Annotated in this window: 15 protein-coding genes; 8 read left to right on the forward strand and 7 right to left on the reverse strand. The window is 49.2% G+C overall.

Annotated elements, in window-relative coordinates:
* Positions 1 to 23: 23 nt before the first annotated feature.
* Complete coding sequence (locus tag CCY32_RS11640) at positions 24 to 638, reverse strand: hypothetical protein (protein WP_088330887.1); 615 nt, start codon at positions 636 to 638, stop codon at positions 24 to 26.
* A gap of 202 nt (positions 639 to 840) precedes the next feature.
* Between CCY32_RS11640 and CCY32_RS11645 the strand changes: the two genes are divergently transcribed.
* Both CCY32_RS11645 and CCY32_RS11650 read left to right on the forward strand, forming a co-directional pair.
* Positions 841 to 1,311 (forward strand): hypothetical protein, encoded by a 471-nt coding sequence (locus tag CCY32_RS11645; protein WP_088330889.1) that lies wholly within the window; start codon positions 841 to 843, stop codon positions 1,309 to 1,311.
* A 178-nt stretch (positions 1,312 to 1,489) separates the two neighbouring features.
* Complete coding sequence (locus CCY32_RS11650; protein WP_168171499.1) at positions 1,490 to 2,074, forward strand: CBS domain-containing protein; 585 nt, start codon at positions 1,490 to 1,492, stop codon at positions 2,072 to 2,074.
* A 109-nt stretch (positions 2,075 to 2,183) separates the two neighbouring features.
* Here CCY32_RS11650 and CCY32_RS11655 read toward each other — a convergent pair whose 3' ends face one another.
* On the reverse strand, positions 2,184 to 3,248 hold the full coding sequence (locus CCY32_RS11655) for a saccharopine dehydrogenase NADP-binding domain-containing protein (RefSeq protein ID WP_210401737.1): 1,065 nt from the start codon (positions 3,246 to 3,248) through the stop codon (positions 2,184 to 2,186).
* 235 nt (positions 3,249 to 3,483) lie between these two features.
* On the opposite strand from CCY32_RS11655, the gene bfr reads away from it, so the two are divergent.
* Positions 3,484 to 3,951, forward strand: a complete 468-nt coding sequence (gene bfr, locus CCY32_RS11660) for a bacterioferritin (RefSeq protein WP_088330893.1) — start codon at positions 3,484 to 3,486, stop codon at positions 3,949 to 3,951.
* Between the two features lie 106 nt (positions 3,952 to 4,057).
* On the opposite strand, the gene CCY32_RS11665 is transcribed toward bfr, so the two are convergent.
* A complete protein-coding gene (locus CCY32_RS11665) occupies positions 4,058 to 4,741 on the reverse strand; it encodes a type 1 glutamine amidotransferase domain-containing protein (RefSeq protein ID WP_088330894.1) in 684 nt (227 codons plus the stop codon).
* Between the two features lie 244 nt (positions 4,742 to 4,985).
* Positions 4,986 to 6,065, reverse strand: a complete 1,080-nt coding sequence (locus tag CCY32_RS11670) for a helix-turn-helix transcriptional regulator (RefSeq protein WP_088330895.1) — start codon at positions 6,063 to 6,065, stop codon at positions 4,986 to 4,988.
* A gap of 232 nt (positions 6,066 to 6,297) precedes the next feature.
* Here CCY32_RS11670 and CCY32_RS11675 point away from each other — a divergent pair, with 232 nt between their 5' ends.
* Positions 6,298 to 7,119, forward strand: a complete 822-nt coding sequence (locus CCY32_RS11675; protein WP_168171500.1) for a DUF2306 domain-containing protein — start codon at positions 6,298 to 6,300, stop codon at positions 7,117 to 7,119.
* Positions 7,120 to 7,168: 49 nt separating this feature from the next.
* Here the strand turns inward: CCY32_RS11675 and CCY32_RS11680 are convergent, their stop codons facing one another.
* A complete protein-coding gene (locus tag CCY32_RS11680) occupies positions 7,169 to 8,503 on the reverse strand; it encodes a glutamine synthetase family protein (RefSeq protein WP_088330897.1) in 1,335 nt (444 codons plus the stop codon).
* Positions 8,504 to 8,724: 221 nt separating this feature from the next.
* On the opposite strand from CCY32_RS11680, the gene CCY32_RS11685 reads away from it, so the two are divergent.
* Complete coding sequence (locus CCY32_RS11685; protein WP_088330898.1) at positions 8,725 to 10,014, forward strand: FAD-binding oxidoreductase; 1,290 nt, start codon at positions 8,725 to 8,727, stop codon at positions 10,012 to 10,014.
* A gap of 7 nt (positions 10,015 to 10,021) precedes the next feature.
* Positions 10,022 to 10,648, forward strand: coding sequence for a TetR/AcrR family transcriptional regulator (locus tag CCY32_RS11690; protein ID WP_168171501.1), 627 nt, complete (start codon positions 10,022 to 10,024; stop codon positions 10,646 to 10,648).
* Here CCY32_RS11690 and CCY32_RS17110 read toward each other — a convergent pair.
* Entirely contained in the window at positions 10,605 to 10,883 is a 279-nt protein-coding gene (locus CCY32_RS17110; RefSeq protein ID WP_141096223.1) for an arginase family protein, read from the reverse strand. The genes CCY32_RS11690 and CCY32_RS17110 overlap by 44 nt on opposite strands.
* A gap of 181 nt (positions 10,884 to 11,064) precedes the next feature.
* Here CCY32_RS17110 and CCY32_RS11695 point away from each other — a divergent pair, with 181 nt between their 5' ends.
* Entirely contained in the window at positions 11,065 to 13,284 is a 2,220-nt protein-coding gene (locus CCY32_RS11695) for a TonB-dependent receptor (protein ID WP_168171502.1), read from the forward strand.
* 60 nt (positions 13,285 to 13,344) lie between these two features.
* Here CCY32_RS11695 and CCY32_RS17460 read toward each other — a convergent pair whose 3' ends face one another.
* The gene (locus CCY32_RS17460) at positions 13,345 to 13,617 is read right to left on the reverse strand and encodes an arginase family protein (RefSeq protein ID WP_141096224.1); all 273 of its coding nucleotides are present in this window, start codon (positions 13,615 to 13,617) and stop codon (positions 13,345 to 13,347) included.
* A 235-nt stretch (positions 13,618 to 13,852) separates the two neighbouring features.
* Between CCY32_RS17460 and CCY32_RS17370 the strand changes: the two genes are divergently transcribed.
* The gene (locus CCY32_RS17370) at positions 13,853 to 14,470 is read left to right on the forward strand and encodes a PEP-CTERM sorting domain-containing protein (protein WP_246840604.1); all 618 of its coding nucleotides are present in this window, start codon (positions 13,853 to 13,855) and stop codon (positions 14,468 to 14,470) included.
* The last annotated feature ends 223 nt before the right edge of the window (positions 14,471 to 14,693 follow it).

The following is a 14,693-nucleotide window of genomic DNA, read 5'->3' on the forward strand; positions in this document are numbered from 1 at the left end:
CTTATGATTCACACGGACTTGCCTTAGCGATTACGGGCGTGCGCCTTTGTGCGCGCCACTGCCATACCAAGCAGTCCTAATGCCAACAGCGCCAATGGCATTGGCTCTGGTACATCGGTCGCATCCCCTTCACCAATCTGGATTTGGAACGTGGCGCTGCCACCGGTAAAGTTAAACGTATCTGGCTGATAGTCATAGCTGATATGCAGGCTATTGGCGGTATATGACAAAGCCGCAACCACACCCACATCGGTCAAATCATCATTGATCAGGCTGATACCGGTAATGCTCTGACCAGGCTGGGCAAACACGATATTGCTGAGCCAGGCGTCAAAGGTTTTAAAATCCAAGTCATCCTGTGAGTCCAGGGTCAGAATATTGGTGCTGGTATCATAATCCATCCATACCACGCCGCCGTTCCAGCTGTCTGGATTTTCGACAAAATCATCGTCATTGAGCTCATATCCAGCCCCCACAGATTGGCCTATGGATTCGTATATAAGGGGGAGCCCATTACGAACATCGGGAAGGTTCGCTTCAGTGCGAAAATCAGCGGTGATCAACGTGGCATTTACGGCGAAGGGCAACATCAACGCAAAACCCAAAAATCCCATACGACACAGCTTGGTTACAAACATTTTGAGTACCTCATTACGACTTGATACAGACTACTAGCTAATAAAAAGCAAGCATCAAGCCAACTTTTTTATTCTTATTTATCAATATGTTGAAAGCATCCAAGTCACGATGTGTAAACGAAACCGACACACGATACACCCTTCACCTTAGCATAATGCCTATCACTAATCTGCCTCCAACAGATAAACAACAACAGTCAGCATGACTGCAGGTGATGCTGAGCGCATCCACCCCACTGGCTTAGATGCCGCTAAACACCACGATTGGTTTATTTACCGTTTCACCATTGCAATTCTTTACGCCTGCAACCATATTGAAGTGATACATGTGATTTTTATCGGCGCTATGATTCAAGCCTCTACCCCAACATCTCGTCTCAGTCACTGGCTGCTCTTCAGCTTGGGTATCTGGGCGAGTCTGCTGTTAGCAGATAGCGTCTTTGACAATAGCCTCACCGATGATCATCACCTTGTTGTCCAACAAGACACACAACAAAGCCTTTACATACTGGCTGAGGATGGCGCTGACTGTGACGATGCCAATCTTTGCAGTTTCAATAACAACCTCCAGCCAGTCCCTTCAGCCCCTTTGCGATGTGCTGTCAGATCACATCGATCATCCTACCACGTACTTTATCATCCTCGCGCACCACCACAACGTCTCCAAAGCTAAGGTTCTTTGAGCTGAGAATACGGCTTTTTGCCATAGCGCTTTACGCCGTATTAACAGATCACACGATATATCAATGCAAAACGGTACCAGCCTGCGCAACAGGCAGACACGCAGCTTTCTATGTTGCTGCGCTGATACCGCCCGTATTTGAGAATGAATGATTTTCTGGAGACAATCCATGTTGTATAAAACACTGAAAACAATGCGCCTTGACGACATCAGCGCTTATCAAACTCAGGGCTCGCCGATGAACGTGACTTTGCAGACCCCCGTCTCTGCAATTCTGGATGTGTTCTTAAGTACCCCACCGTTACTCATTGAAAAACATGCCAGCATCGATGACGCCATGCTGCGACTGCAAAAAACTCGCAGCAAGTATGCCCTGGTGACAGATCAACACCAGCACATCATCGGCCTGCTAACCTATGCGGACTTGTGTAGCCGAAAGGTACTGATGATGTGTGAGCGAAAAGGCTTACGTCGGGATGATTTAAACGCGGAAGATCTGATGATCCCGCGTGAAAAGCTTCACGGCATTCCCATCAGGGAGCTGGAGTCGGCCCAGGTAGGCGCTTTGCTGAAAACGCTGCAACATCTGAATCAGGAGTTTGCACTTATCGTCAATAAACAAGATCAGCTTTGTGGCGTGATCAGTGCCAGAGACCTGATGCATGCGATGAATATCAGCGTAATGCCCCAGATTACCGCCCACAGCTTTAACGATATTTTCAACGTGATTCATCATCATGAGGAACTAACCTGAGTTAACGACCGTCCTCTCTGGCACACCATTATCGGTGCCAGAGAGGCATTAACACGGGAATATGAATCCCAATTCAGGCCCTGGCTCACACACGCGTTGCCGATACGGATTAATCTTCAACCCATTCCAATGGGGTCACATCCGGCAAGGTCCATACAAAGTCCTCTCCCATCAGCTTTGAGGGAGTGATACTGCCTGAAGCCTTTACCTCTTCGTTTAATACCGCGCTGATAATCGCCAGTGGCGCGGTGATGGTCAGATCATACCCATTGGGACAGGTAAAGCGTGCGGTACGCTTATTGCCATCGTCATCCCAGACTTGTCCCCACAAATACGTAGGACTGGATTTACGTACCGCTTCATCAGGCCCGCTGATCTTTTTCTCAATTTGTTTTTTTGTCATATTCTGGACAAAGGACAAGCCATAGAACCAACGCCACTTCTGGATCTTGTGCATCTTCTCCACGGTTTTAGGATGTACGGGCACATAAACCGCCACATTTTTAATTCCGGTACTGTGATAGGCCGTACTGACATCTCCCCAGGGAATGGTCATGGCCAGACGCTCCCCCTCACCAAAATCAATCTGCCGTGTCTTTGAATAAATGCCGGTTATCTGTCCATTTTCGCGCACCTGGCACAACGACCCCATACTCTCGACGGAGGTTTTGGCTGTGCCCGGACTGAGTTGTTTCGCGGCCTTATACGCAAGTTCCAGGTGGGTGGCACTCGGCAGCGCCTGCTTCAGCTTAGCCGCCAGGCAATCTGTTGGCACCACATCAAAACCCACTCCCGGGCACACCATCATGCCCGCTGCTTTGGCACGTTTATCGACATCTTGGGCATGAGCTTGCTCAAATACCGCAATCTCACCGGTGATATCAAAATAGTGGGTCGCGGTATCTATACAGGCTTCGCGCATCGGCTCATGGGTTGCCGAAAAAGGACCGGCGCAATGTAACACCAACGCCATCTCTTTCAGGCTTTCCCGCAGCGCCTGTCCATCGGACAGATCCACAATAACGGCCTGCAAGCCGAGTTCATTGGCCAATGCCGTCACCTTGTCTTTATTCCGGCCAGCCAGAACGGGGGTCATGCCCCGTTGTTTCGCTTCCCGGGCAATCAACTGTGCACTGTATCCATTGGCACCATATATCATCCACTTGCTTTTCATAGGGGCTCCCCTGTTAGGGTTGAAGAGTGTTAACGCTATTAATTTCATAAACAACGATAACATTCAAACAATTGTATGAATTTATCTGGGATTCTTTGCAACCATCTCAAAGCGAAGTGGCAACAATAATCACTATCATTTATTAATACCTTGATTTAAAAGTAAAATTTTATATTCCCTGATGATTGAGCTAAACTTGACGGCTACATAGGAACAACGGGAACTGGACGCAATAATGAAAGGTAATGCAAAAATCATTGATGCACTGAACCGGCTGTTAGCCAACGAGCTTACCGCCATGGATCAGTATTTCATCCACTCGCGCATGTATCAGGACTGGGGTCTGAACAAGCTCTATGAACGTATTGATCATGAGTTCAACGATGAGAAAGATCATGCCAGTGCCTTGATTGAACGTATTCTGTTTCTCGAAGGAACGCCGGATATGGCCACTCGGGAAAAGATTGCCGTAGGCAAAGACGTGCCAGCCATGCTTAAAAACGATCTGGATTTGGAATACGGTGTACAAAAGCTGCTTAAAGACACCATCAAGCTGTGTGAAAAAGAGCAGGATTATGTCAGCCGCGATATGCTTACCACGCTGCTCAAAGACACCGAAGACGATCATGCCTATTGGCTTGAACAGCAATTACGCCTGATCACCTTATTGGGCTTACCCAACTACCTGCAATCGCAACTTTAGTGTTGCGACCTTCGAGGTAAACATCAAAAGGGCTCCAGATGGAGCCCTTTTACGTTGCAGCTATCCGCAACCCCATAATATGTCTGACAGATGCACTGCCTGATTCTTACCTACCCTGCAACTGCGCAAGCAAGGCTTTGGCCGTCTCCGCCGATGAAGCCGGGTTCTGGCCGGTGATCAGGCGCCCATCTATCTGCACAAAACTGCTCCAATCATCACCTTTTGTATAATTCGCGCCCAGTGCCTGGAGTCGGTCTTCCAGCAGAAAAGGAACCACCTCGGTCAACTGCACGGCCTCTTCTTCACTGTTAGAAAAACCGGTCACTGCCTTTCCCTTCACCAGGGCTACGCCCTGGCTGTTTTTCACTTCGCTCAATACCGCCGGGGCATGGCACACGGCTGCCAGGGGTTTGTCGCTCTGTAGGGTATTAGTGATCAGGGCAATAGAATCGGCATCATGAGTCAGATCCCACAAAGGCCCGTGCCCGCCGGGATAAAACACACCATCGAAGTCGGCAGCATTGATGTCACTAAGTTTTTGGGTGGCGGCCAGATGTTGCTGCGCCTGGCTGTCCTGGTCAAAGCGCCGGGTCGCCTCCGTCTGAAAGTCCTCGCCCTCACTGTTCGGGTCAAGCGGCGGCTGGCCGCCTTTAGGCGAGGCTAATGTGACCTCGGCTCCGGCATCCTTAAACACATAATAGGGACTGGCAAACTCTTCCAGCCAGAAGCCGGTCTTTTCACCGGTGTCACCCAGTTTGTCATGTGATGTCAGCACCATGAGTATTTTCATTTTTTCTCCCTGTCGCACGCATCAGCAGTGGTGAATCACACCCACAACACCGATACAGTTGGTGAATTGATCATTGGCTTACGTGGTGTGTATTGTCAGAAATGGGGATTTTAGATCACACATCAAGAGGGAATGAGCATGGAAAGGTACTCTAATCGTCATATTGGCGTATCGTATCGCGCCGTGAGCGGCCTGGACCATTTCACATTGGCATTGGCACAGTGCCTGACTGTGTAACACACTATCAGGCCAACGATCCGGACTCTCCGGTTTTATCGGTATAGGTCAATCGATATTGATTCGGGGTTTGCCCATATTCGGACTTAAAGGCCCGGGTAAACGGCCCAACAGACGCGAAGCCACTTTCTAAACCAATCACCACAATCGGCCAATGTTGATTGGCCGGGTCTTCCAATAAACCTCTGGCGTACTCGACCCGCAGACGGTTCACATAATGATTAAAGTTTTGTGCATTAAGTTGCTCACGCATCACCCGGCTTACCCGATACTCAGGTACATCCAACAACCAGGCAAGATCGCTGACACGCAGATTAGGCTTGAGAAAATGCTGTTGCTGTTCCAGTCGACGGGTGATCTCCTGAGCTAACAGCACATCATTTTCATCAAGGTCACTGCGATTTGTGTTCGCACTCGATTCAGGCTCTGAGGTGTGCATAGTTGAACGGCGCTGCCAGTATATTAACCACTGCGTCACTAACATAAGTTGAATGGCGCAAATGGCAGCCATCATATTATGCAACGCCACCTCACCCTCACCTCCCTGGCCAATCAGCTTGACCACAACAGAACAGGTGATGACCGCACCACAAAAACTGGCTAAGTACACTATCCGTTGCATTAACTCGGCGCCTTTAGACTGATGCAGTCCCCGACAGCCTTCCCAGGCACTTAACACTATCAGTGTCGATGACGCCAGATTCATAAATTCTGACAACGCCAGCCTGAGGTCCTGTAAAAAGGCGTGGCTGATTTCCTGTTGTGACCACGACAGAGCATTAGAGAGCACGATCATCACACCGACTGCACCGGCAACAGCATAGTGTCGGGTGGTCAATCCTGCCTGCCCCCGGTGCAACGCTCTGGATACCAGCCAGTAACCATTGCAGGTAGCAAAACCTCCCATCGCCAGCAGAAACTCATACTGCCCACCCACCTCAGCATTCAGGCGCGTCACAGCCACCATACTGATAGAGCCGCAAAACAGCGCAAATAAAAGATGAAGGGGTTGCTTATTCTTCACACCCAGCTGCGCCAGAAGTAAGCCTAAACCAATGAGTAATTGCAATGTATAAAGCTGAGTCATACGAACACGCTGTTAACCCCCGAGAGAATGAACCGAGTTTAAGCCCCCTTGTGGGTATTACGCAAAAGGTGAATGTAAGCGACTGTGTCAGATTTTCATGCGCCGAATTTCAAATCTGGCGCGATGCCGTGCGCTAAAAGCCGGATCATCTGGTTGATTTTTGGCGTTCGGAGGGAAGAGCCTTCCGGACCTGTTTTTTCATAACCCAAGCGTCACCATGAGGAACCTCGCTATGCAGAACACCCTGTCACCGGCCTTATCACGCCCGATTGACTGGCTATCACTCAGTGCAAAATGCTGGTACGTCACCACATTTATCGGACAGAGCTTATTTGTCCTCTACATTTTTGGGTATTTTGGTATCAGGTTTTTCGCCGATGGAGTAGACGGTTTCGCCGGAACCCATCTCCCCAACGGCTTTATTCAGGGCGATGGTACGGGTAATACAGCACTGGCGGCGCACATCCTGATTGCCGCATTGATCATTTCAGCGGGTCTGATACAACTGCTTCCCAATATACGTAAAGCAGCACCCCGACTGCATCGTTACAGTGGCTGGTTTTACATGCTGTCTTCGATTGTGGTCAGTCTCGCAGGTATGTACCTAGTTTGGTCAAGAGATCGCATTATCGGCTCTTTTGCCCAGGATATCGGTGTGACCGGCAGCGGCGTCCTGGTCATTGTCTTTGTGTGCGCCTCACTCTATTTCGCCATCAAGCGTAATATCGCTGCTCACCGCCGCTGGGCGCTACGTTTATTTATGGTTGTCAGTGCTGTCTGGTTCCTGCGTCTGATGATTTTTGGCTGGCTGATTCTCACTGGCGGCGTCGGCATTGACATGCGCACCTTCTCCGGTCCTTTCCTGATCATAGTGGGATTCGCGCAGTATCTGGTGCCTCTGGCAATACTGGAGATTTATTTCCGGGCGCAACAAAGTGCTTCTTCGATTACCCGCAACAGCACAGCGGCGCTGGTGTTGCTTTCAACCCTCGCCATGGCCGTGGGCTTGTTTGCCATTACACAGGCTGCCTGGCTGCCCCGAATCGGACAATAATCACGCCGCCACAGGCATTAAAAAGGGGCCTCGGGCCCCTTTTTTACCATTACACTCCCAGTAACAAAAACTCTCGCTCCCAGGAACTGATCACCTCATTAAAGGCTTCATATTCGGTACGCTTCACCGCACTGAAGGCCCGCGAGAAATTCTCGCCCATTACTTCTCGTAACGGCTCACAACTGTCCAGCAGACGAAGAGATTCTTCCAGGGTACGGGATATTTCAATTTTACCGGTATAGGCGTTGCCCTCATTCGCCGCATCGGGCTGCAGTTTTTCCTGCATCCCCAGATAACCACAGGCCAGTGTGGCCGCAAAGGCCAGATAAGGGTTAGCATCGGAGCCCGGTAGGCGGTTTTCCACACGGAATCCCTCTGGTTCACTGTCAGGCACACGCAATCCGGTTGTGCGGTTATCATAGCCCCAGTCAAAGTTAATGGGCGCCGAGATATCCGGCGCAAAGCGACGGTAAGAGTTCACATTCGGGGCGAAGAAGCACAATGCGCTGGGCCCGTATTTTTGCAATCCGGCGATATAATTGAAGAAAAGTGGTGAATACTTGCCTTCTTTATTGGCAAACGCATTTTTACCGGTTTTCATGTCCACCAGACTCTGGTGAATATGCATGGAACTACCTGGCTCACTGCGCATGGGTTTTGCCATAAAGGTGGCATAGACCCCATTACTAAAAGCAATTTCGCGCAGCACGCGCTTAAACAAAAAGACTTCATCCGCCAGTTTCAGTGGGTCACCATGAAGAAAGTTCACTTCAAATTGCGCCGCACCCGACTCATGGATCAGGGTATCGATGCCCAGCTCCATTTTCTCGCAGTAGTCATACATCTGATCGACAATACGCTCAAACTCATTAACCGCATCAATACTGTAGCTCTGCCTGGCTGACTCGCGCCGACCCGAACGCCCCACGGGCGGGGTCAGCTCGTAGTCCGGATCGGTGTTCTGTGCCACCAGATAAAACTCAACTTCCGGTGCCAGCACCGGCTTGAGGTTTTTGGTTTCATACATCGAGAGTATTTTTTTCAGCACGTTACGGGTGGCCAACGGGTGAGGCTGACCACTGGCAAGGTAGCAGTCATGGATCAACAGCGCCGTGCGTTCATCGGCCCAGGGCACTTCACGGGCAGTGGACAGATCCGGCTCCAGGAACATGTCACTGTCGGTCTCACTGACAATGTCATAGTGTTCATTGGTGTATTCACCCGTCACCGTCTGAATCAGGATGCTTTCGGGCAACCGGCTCTCCTGTTTTATAAACTTCTTCGCCGGGATAAATTTACCCCGGGCATTGCCTGTCATATCCGGCACCAGGCATTCCACTTCGGTAATGCGCCTGTTATTCAGCCACTTTTTTACGTCTTCCATATTTCACCTGTTGTTGTATCGGCATGGCAACACTTTGCAACCTCTGTTGAAGGTTCCAAAGGGTTGCCGGACACCTGTGTTAAAATTCTATTTCGAATTATTATTCGATATGCTAGAGTAAATTTAACCATTTAACAATATCTTATTAACCTGAATTTTGCTCAAAACCTGAAGAAACAGAGCTAAACAACAGAATAAGACAAACATGCCAGGGCGCCGATATGCAAAAACACACGGACTCACAGCAGTATTACCAGCAAACCTGTAACCAGTCGCTGAGTTGTCCCACCTTCAGCGGTGAAAAAGAGGTTGACCTGTGTATTATCGGTGGCGGCCTCACCGGTATCTCCACCGCTTATCATAGTGCCAAGTCGGGGCTGGATTGCGTACTGCTGGAAGCCGAAACCATTGGATTTGGCGCATCCGGACGTAACGGCGGTCAGGTCAGTCCCGGCCAACGCCTGGATCAGGCCACCCTGGAAGCGAAAGTGGGAACAGCGCAGGCCAGACATCTGTGGCAACTGGCCCTGGACTCAGTAGATTTAGTGCGCGAGCTGATCGATACCTATCAGATCCCCTGTGATTTTACCCCCGGTATACTGCACACCGCCTTTAAGCCCAGCCATGCTCAGGAAATGCGTGAGAATGTGCAGTTATTGCAATCCCGCTATGGCTATGAGGATTGTCGTTACATTGAGCGCGACGAACTCAGTGAAATGCTCGCCAGCTCCCGCTACCATGGCGGCGAACTGGACATGCGGGCCGGTCACCTGCACCCGCTAAATTTCACGCTGGGACTTGCACTCCAGGCGCAAAAAGCCGGCGCCAGCCTGTATGAAAACAGCCGGGTACTGGATATAAAGTCTGTGGGTGACAAGCTCAGCATTACAACAGCACAGGGTAAGATAACAACACGCAAGCTGGTATTAGGCTGCAATGGCTATCTGGGAAAACTGTTTCCCAAGGTGGCGGGTAAAATTATGCCCATCAATAATTTTATCGTTACCACTGCCCCCCTTGGCGAAGAACAGGCCAGGGCACTGATTCGCGATAACGTTGCGGTGGCCGATTCCAAGTTTGTGATTAACTATTTTCGCATGACGCCTGATCACCGACTGCTGTTTGGCGGCGGTGAGAATTATTCGTCGCGCTTTCCGGCCGATATTAAAAACTTTGTGCGCCCTTATATGCTGGAAATTTTCCCGCAGCTCGAGGATACCGAGCTGGAACATGGCTGGGGGGGTACACTGGCCATTACCATGAATCGCATGCCCCATTTTCAGTGTCTTGACGAACGAATTTACGTTGCCCAGGGCTATTCGGGCCACGGCGTAGCGCTGGCGACCCTGGCGGGAAAACTCATTGACCAGTCCATCGCCGGCGATCCCAGCGGGTTCAATGCCATGGCAAGCTACCCTACCCCCACTTTTCCCGGCGGCACTCTGCTGCGCTACCCTGCACTGGTGGCAGGTATGCTGTATTATTCTCTTCGCGATAGATTCGGAAACTGATGCCAGCATGACAGACAAAAAAACCAGCCGAAAGCCACTGGGGCCGCGCAGCACTCCCATTCAGAAACGCTCTAAGGCACGGCGGGAGCAAATACTCGATGTGGCCGCCGGCTTGCTGGAAAAGCTCGGCAGCAACAGCCTCACCACCATTCGCATCGCCGAAGAGGTGGGCATCTCGGTGGGTACCCTGTACCACTATTTTCCCAACAAGGAAGCCATACTCTATGCCATGGGGCAACACTGGCTGGAGCAAATGGCGGCTACGTTGCAATCCCCGGACAACCAGCCACAAGACATCGATGCCTTTGTGGAACACTTTGTAAAACAAATGCTCATGCTTTATCGCCAGCAAAAGGGGTTGCTGCATCTGGTGCAGGGCATGTTTGCCATTCCTCAGCTGATGCCACTGGATGAACAGCACGATGACCTGGTGATTGATTATGTGGCCAACACCCTGCCCGCTTTGGGTATCGATAAACCTAAAGCCGAACGACAGCGTATTGGCCGTTCGTTGCATGAAGTCAGCCATGCCTTATTGCTGGTGGTGGTCAATCAGAGCCCCAGGCGGGGCAACAATACCTTGGCCGAACTCAAGCTGTTGCTACGATCTTTGCTGAGCAGCCATCAGCGGTAAGCAGATGTGGATTGTGCTGGCACGCCAGCAGGTAGAGCCTGTCTGTCATCATGGTGGCGGCCAGTAAACTGGTGCTCTGGCTCTGATCATAGGGCGGGCTGACTTCCACCAAATCCATGCCTACCCAGTTTATTCCCTGACGCTTTCGCAACAGCGCCAGTAGCATAGTGGCAAAAAAACAAGACCTGACCCCATGTTCCTTCCCTGTCTGGTCGGCGAGTTTGTTAACGAACATCTAAAGGCTACTGTGACCGTTAAGTGGTTCATGACGCTTTACCCCATTTCCTGGGACTTAAAAGTGCGCTTCCTAATAACTATCCTATATTTAGCGTATCGCTGTTATTTTGATCTGTTGTATGACGCTGCCGAGAAATAAAAAAATAACGTTGTTAGCGACACTTTCAACTGGCTTCTGGTTGTCTGCTGCCCCCCTGTATGCTCAGGATAAAGATCTTTTTTCGATGTCCATCGATGAGTTAATGAATATAGAAGTGGTCTCGGCGTCAAACATGAAAGAAAGGCTGATTGATGCACCCGCCACCATCATCGTGATCAGTAAAGAGGATATTCGGCAGCGTGGTTATCTTGAATTGTCGGAAATTTTTGATGACTTGCCGGGCATGGATGTGACCCGCCCCTATGGAGACAACTACTTTAAGAACTTCATGAGAGGATACCGCAACACCATTGGTTCCCCCTATTTGGTCATGGTGGATGGTGTCACCATGAATACCATGTATTTCGGTATTGAGACGCCCATGGTGACTGTTCCTCTTACCAATATAGAGCAAGTCGAAGTGGTGTATGGGCCTGCCTCTTCCGTATATGGTGCGAATGCTTTTATGGGGGTGGTCAATATCATCACCCAGCGGCACAAGGGCTTAGATGGGAGTCGCTTTTCTGGAAGCGTTACCAAAGGCACCGATGGCTTTGATATTACTGAAGCGACCTATGCCTATGGTGAAAATGACTGGCGCTTTATGCTATCTGCCAGAATTGAATCAGGCGATCTGGCTGACCGCATAGACGCCAATAGCTTTTACTGGTTAAGAGATGAGCTTTACGCCTCAACAGACTTGTGGGGAGGCTTCGCTGAGCAGTTGTCTGATGGCTTCTCCTCTTATATTGAAAATCGAGGTCTGGATCTGCGGCTGTATTACGGGAACACAGAATTTGCCTGGCAATATTGGTTGCTGGATTCGGGATACGGTAGCGTTTATCCGGGAGACAGGATCCTGAGTAACGGTGTCTGGCCAAGAGAACAGTATGGCGGTTATATCCGCCACCAAATGGCGCTCACCAGCAATATCGATTCCACTACCTTGCTACGCTACCGTCATGACGGTGTACCCAACCATACCTTCGATATAGAAGCCTGGAACGAAACGAATGCGACTGACGATATCCTTGAGGTTGGTCGTGTTGCGTTAGCACCGGGTGAAACGGCACGTATGCTTCATTTAACCTATTGGCAGTCGCTGAATGACGGCTGGTCACTGTTTCAGGACTTCGATATTCAACTGTCGGACAGCTTTGACATAAAGACGGGACTGAAATATGAATACAAAGATTTGCAGAAAGCCTACGACTTAACCACTACCACCATCGCGCCTGAACTGGCAGACCCTGACGATCTGACTCAATATCCCGAACAGTCCGATATCACCAAAGATGACTGGAATCGCATCACCTGGCACGATGTGGGGATTTATATGCAAACCAAATGGGCTGTTTCAGAGACGCATAGTTTAAACCTTGGGGCGCGTTATGACAGAAACAATCAATATGGAAGCGAGGTAACGATCCGCGGCGGATATATTGGCCATTTTGATCGGTTCACTGCCAAGCTACTCTACGGTGAGGCTTTCCAGGAACCTGTTCCCAGAAGTTTGTACGGTGCGTGGACAGGTTCGGGCAGTGATCCGGACCTCAAACCCGAAAAATCCAATACTATAGAGATAGCGCTAAATTACACGGGCGATGTGTTAAATCATCATTTGAATATCTATCGGGTCAATAATACCGAAACCGTCATTAACTTTACGGGCGGCGCCAGAAATGTAGGGCAAAGAACTGTCGAGGGCGCGGATTATTCGGTGACCAGTTTGGTAGATGTTAGCTGGGCACAACAGCTGAAGGTATGGGGCTACGCGTCTTTTATTTTGACACAGGAAGAGGAGAAATATGACACCGAAACCGGAGACTATCTTGGTGCGGGTATTATTGGGGATTTGGCCAGACAGAAATATTACCTGGGGCTGACCGCCGAATTTAGCAATGACGTCGACTTCACTGTCAGGAGTCGGTATATATCAGATAAGGAAACCGTGGATACCAACCCTGTACGCCATGTTCCGGGTTATTTTGTGCTCGATGCGAATGTCAATTTCAACAACATATGGACAGAAGGCTTGTCCTTGTCGCTGCGCTTGAACAATTTATTTGATAAAAACTATTATCACCCCGGAGTCAGGGAGGCCAACTCGGGTGATCCTGGTCAGGATCCCAGCTTACTCGACACTATTGGCTTTTCTGGTATCAATAATCGAGCGTGGAGCGGCAGTTCAGGCTGGTATAACTCACTGCTGCCTCAGCCAGAGCGGCGCTTACAGCTGACCCTGTCTTATCAATACTAGTGAGAACCTGGGGATTGCAGAGCCTGCAAACTTAGCGCGTTATACCCCAGCAACAGCGCATTACGCTGTCGCTAAGGTTTTTGCTGAGCAGCCATCAGGGGTAAGCAGATGTGGATTGTGCTGGCACGCCAGCAGGTAGAGCCTGTCTGTCATCATGGTGGCGGCCAGTAAACTGGTGATCTGACTCTGGTCATACAGCGGGCTGACTCCCACCAAATCCATGCCTACCCTGTTTATTCCCTGAAGCTTTCGTAACAACTTCAGTAGGATAGTGGCAAAAAACAAGACCTGACCCCATGTTCCGCTTTTGAAAAGTATCTCGAAATATATCATTTAATTTTAATTTGGATCTGACCCCTTTATTATGACCCCTTTTATTAATTAAGAAATCATGAGTAGCCCGAGCTTTAAATTATTTTTATAACTCGCATCGAGACGTATCAGTTTTTTTTACACTTTTCGTAAGGTATTGAGGTTAAGAAATATTAATTACTATAAAAACAAACGTTTAAATATTTGGTATTAATTTTGCTAGACCATTATGTATATTTAAATTTTGGAGAAGAAATTGAAGAAAATTGCTTGTTTGCTTGTTTGCTTGTTTGCCGGACCGGTAAATGCAACGTTAATTGATTTTGACTCACTTCCAGGAGGGGGGGCTGTAGTTAGTGGGACAGCAATTACAAATCAGTATTCATCCCTTGGTGTGACTTTTTCTGTTCTTGAAGATGGAATTACGCAAACAGGTGGACCATTGGCCACTACTGAGTTTGCCCCGCTAGGACAGCAAGGTAACCGACTAGGAAATTTCTATAATTTTTCAACCGGTTTTCGCGCAGATATTCTAAGGATTGAATTTAGTGCTCTTGTATCTAACGTAAGTTTTGATTTCTTTCCTCAAGGCGACTCAGGAGGGCAGACTCGTGTGTTAGCTCTAGATAGTAGCCTAGCGCCCATATCTGATACAATGACAGGTATCTCAGGCTTTCCAGGAATTCAAAACTTTTCGGTTACTGGTAGTGGAATAAGTCGATTGGATATTTTTCAACCAAGTGATGGATGGAACTGGGGGTTGGATAACCTTTCATTTGATAGCGTTCAAGTCCCAGAGCCCTCTTCTATCGCTCTGCTTGGACTTGGGTTAGCAAGTATTGGATTTTCTAGAAGAAAGAAACTTATAAAGTAACTTTTTTGACTTCAACACTAAGCCTCAGCTTGTCTGAGGTTTTTTATGCCTTCCAAGTGACTTAACCGATATGCTATTGTTTTTCTACCCACATTGCCTAACAAAAAAATTCACTCGGACAAATTAAAGCTTAGCTCCTATCGTCGCTAAGCTTTAATTTGCCGGTTATTTAGGCGTTAGCTTTTCCTGGGTCGTGTACCGCAGGTTTAGCATCGCTGCTGTT

This window comes from Lacimicrobium sp. SS2-24 (genome assembly GCF_002201535.1).
Lineage (GTDB): Bacteria > Pseudomonadota > Gammaproteobacteria > Enterobacterales > Alteromonadaceae > Lacimicrobium.